Here is a 2,504-nt window from a genome sequence, read left to right on the forward strand (position 1 = left end):
CCAGTCGAGTCCGCTTCCGCGTTCGGCAAGCAGAAAATCGAAGAATTCGCGGGTGACGCGGCCATTGCCCTCGCGGAAGGGATGCGCAAAGTTCGCGTAGTCGTACAGATATGCAACGGTGCCCGACAAACCCTCCTCGGAGACCGCCGTGAGTCGGTCAAGACGGTGAATCTCTGCGGCTACGTGATCCATGGGCTGAGGGATATTGGCCGGTGGGCAGGAGGACTCTCATGCCCATTGATTTTCATGCCAATTGAACGGACGTGCCCCGCAGTGGCGACCCGGACATTGAGATGGACTCGATGCTCAGCTGCGAGGAAATTCCCACCTCTCGCTGAAAGCGGCCGTGCCGCGTGTTGTGCTAGCTAGGCTTGTCAGGTGCCCAGCAGGAACGCAGTTGCCACGACGCCGCTGCGTGGGACGGCGATAACCGTCAGAGTCGGTATCGCGCTGGGTGTGGCCGTCGCAGTCTGTTTCGTCACCGGGTTGATCAGCCATTTTATTCAGCACCCGCAGTCCTGGTTCTACTGGCCCACCCGACCGGTGTGGCTCTACCGGCTTACCCAGGGGCTGCACATCATTACCGGGATCGCCGCCATTCCGCTGCTGGTCGTCAAACTATGGTCGGTCTACCCGAAACTGTTCGAACGGCCCATCATTGGCGGCCTGGCCCGCCAACTCGAGCGGGCCTCGATCCTGGTCCTCATGGCGTCCATGCTGTTCCAGTTCTCCACCGGCCTGCTGAACATCGCCAAGTGGTATGCCTTCGACTTCTTCTTCACGACCAGTCACTACGCGATGGCTTACGTGGCCGCTGGGGCGGTACTGGTCCACATCGCGGTCAAACTGCCGGTGATCCGCCGCGCGCTCGGCGAGCCCCTTGAGGAAATCCCGACCGGTGAACTGCGCCGCGGTCCGACGCGACGCACTGTGCTGGCCGGAACCGGCATCGCGGCGGCTCTGGCGACCGTGCTGACCGCTGGGCAAACGGTGCCTTGGCTGCGCAAGGTATCGCTCCTGGCGCCGCGGTCGGGAGACGGACCGCAGGGGATGCCGGTCAACCGGACCGCACGAGAGGCCGGCGTGCTCGACAGTGCCCAGTCGGAGGACTACCGGCTGACCGTCGCCAACGGCGCCACACAGAAAACGTTCACCCTGGCCGATCTTGCGGCGATGCCACAGAGCACTCACCGGCTGCCCATCGCCTGCGTGGAAGGCTGGAGCGCGAGCGCGGATTGGTCGGGAGTCGTGCTGGCGACGCTGGTCGAGGCAGTGGGCGGATCGCCGGACTCCGATGTGCGGATGATCTCGCTGGAGTCGGGTCCCTACGCGCGCACGACCCTGCCCGCCCCGCACGCCAGCGATCCCCAGACGCTGATCGCGCTGACAATCAACGGCGAGACTCTCAACCTCGACCACGGCTATCCGTGCCGACTGATCGCCCCGTCGCGGCCCGGTGTTCTGCAGACCAAGTGGCTGTCGCGCATCGAGGTGGTCGAGGCGTGAGTGCAATCCGGGCGCTGCTGATCACCGCCGGACTGGCCCTAGGGGTCTACGGCGTTGTGCTGGTGCTGGAGCACTCTCGTCACGAGATCATCGCCATCGCGGTGTGGGCGGGAGTCGGCGTGCTGGCGCACGACGCGGTGTTCGCCCCGGCCTGTGTGGCACTGGGATTCGTCGGCCGCCGGATCCTGCCCAAACCCTGGTGGGCCCCAGTAATGGTCGCCGCCCTGTGCACCGCGGTGGTGGTGCTGCTGGCGATCCCGGTCTACGACAAGCCAGGCCTGCAACCGGATAACCCGTCGGCGTTGGACCGCGACTACCACTGGGGCCTGTGGGTGTCGCTCGCGGCGATCTGGGCAACCACCGCGCTGGTGCTCCTCGCGAACCGGGTACTGCCGCAACGACGCATGACCACCGCAACGCCCTAGCTCCGGAGTGGGCCGCTACCAGTTCGTGAAAACCAGATGGTTGAGCAGCAGCGCGCCAACAACGTTGAGCCCTAGCCACCAGCGTTGCGAGCGCACCGGAAGCAGCGCGCCGGCGGCGGTGACCCACACCTCAAACGGCAGCCATATCCGTTCAGTCTCGGCCTTGGAAAGCATCGACAGATCAGCAACCACCATCGCCGCCAGCGCCGCCAGCACCAGCAGGTGCAAGCCCGAACGACGGCGGAGGGCGATACGGTCAAACGCGCGCCCGACTCCGGCGACGCTGCCCAGGCCGACCGCGCACACGGTAGCCGCAAAGTTGGCCCACCCCCAGTAGCTGAAGGGTCGGTCCGACGCGATGCCTTGCCAATAACGCTGTTGGACAAGGGTGTAGCCGTCGAACCACCAGAAACCGGCGATTGCGAACACCGCGACCACAGCAAGGGCCGTCGGAACCGCGATCCGTACCGCCCGCCACGCACTGTCCCGATCGACGGCGCAAGCCAGCACCGCCGCCGCTGGCAGCGCCATCAGCACCAGCCCGTAGCTGAGCATCACCGTCCAGCCCAGCAG

At 65.7% G+C, this 2,504-nt stretch carries 2 protein-coding genes and 2 pseudogenes; 2 read left to right on the plus strand and 2 right to left on the minus strand.

What is annotated here, in order from left to right; all coding sequences use genetic code 11:
* A pseudogene (locus ADBZ6I_RS17085) lies at positions 1-228 on the minus strand (Fic family protein); the annotation flags it as partial.
* A 150-nt stretch (positions 229-378) separates the two neighbouring features.
* Here ADBZ6I_RS17085 and ADBZ6I_RS17090 point away from each other — a divergent pair.
* Together ADBZ6I_RS17090 and ADBZ6I_RS17095 are read left to right on the plus strand one after the other, a co-directional pair.
* Positions 379-1,506 (plus strand): molybdopterin-dependent oxidoreductase, encoded by a 1,128-nt coding sequence (locus ADBZ6I_RS17090; protein ID WP_526385963.1) that lies wholly within the window; start codon positions 379-381, stop codon positions 1,504-1,506.
* Positions 1,503-1,931 (plus strand): hypothetical protein, encoded by a 429-nt coding sequence (locus ADBZ6I_RS17095; protein WP_526385965.1) that lies wholly within the window; start codon positions 1,503-1,505, stop codon positions 1,929-1,931. The genes ADBZ6I_RS17090 and ADBZ6I_RS17095 overlap by 4 nt, the downstream gene beginning before the upstream one ends.
* 15 nt (positions 1,932-1,946) lie before the next feature.
* On the opposite strand, the pseudogene ADBZ6I_RS17100 reads toward ADBZ6I_RS17095, so the two are convergent.
* Positions 1,947-2,504, minus strand: a pseudogene (locus ADBZ6I_RS17100) (hypothetical protein); the annotation flags it as partial.

The organism is Mycobacterium sp., assembly GCF_044342925.1.
In the GTDB taxonomy this organism is placed as follows: Bacteria; Actinomycetota; Actinomycetes; order Mycobacteriales; family Mycobacteriaceae; genus Mycobacterium.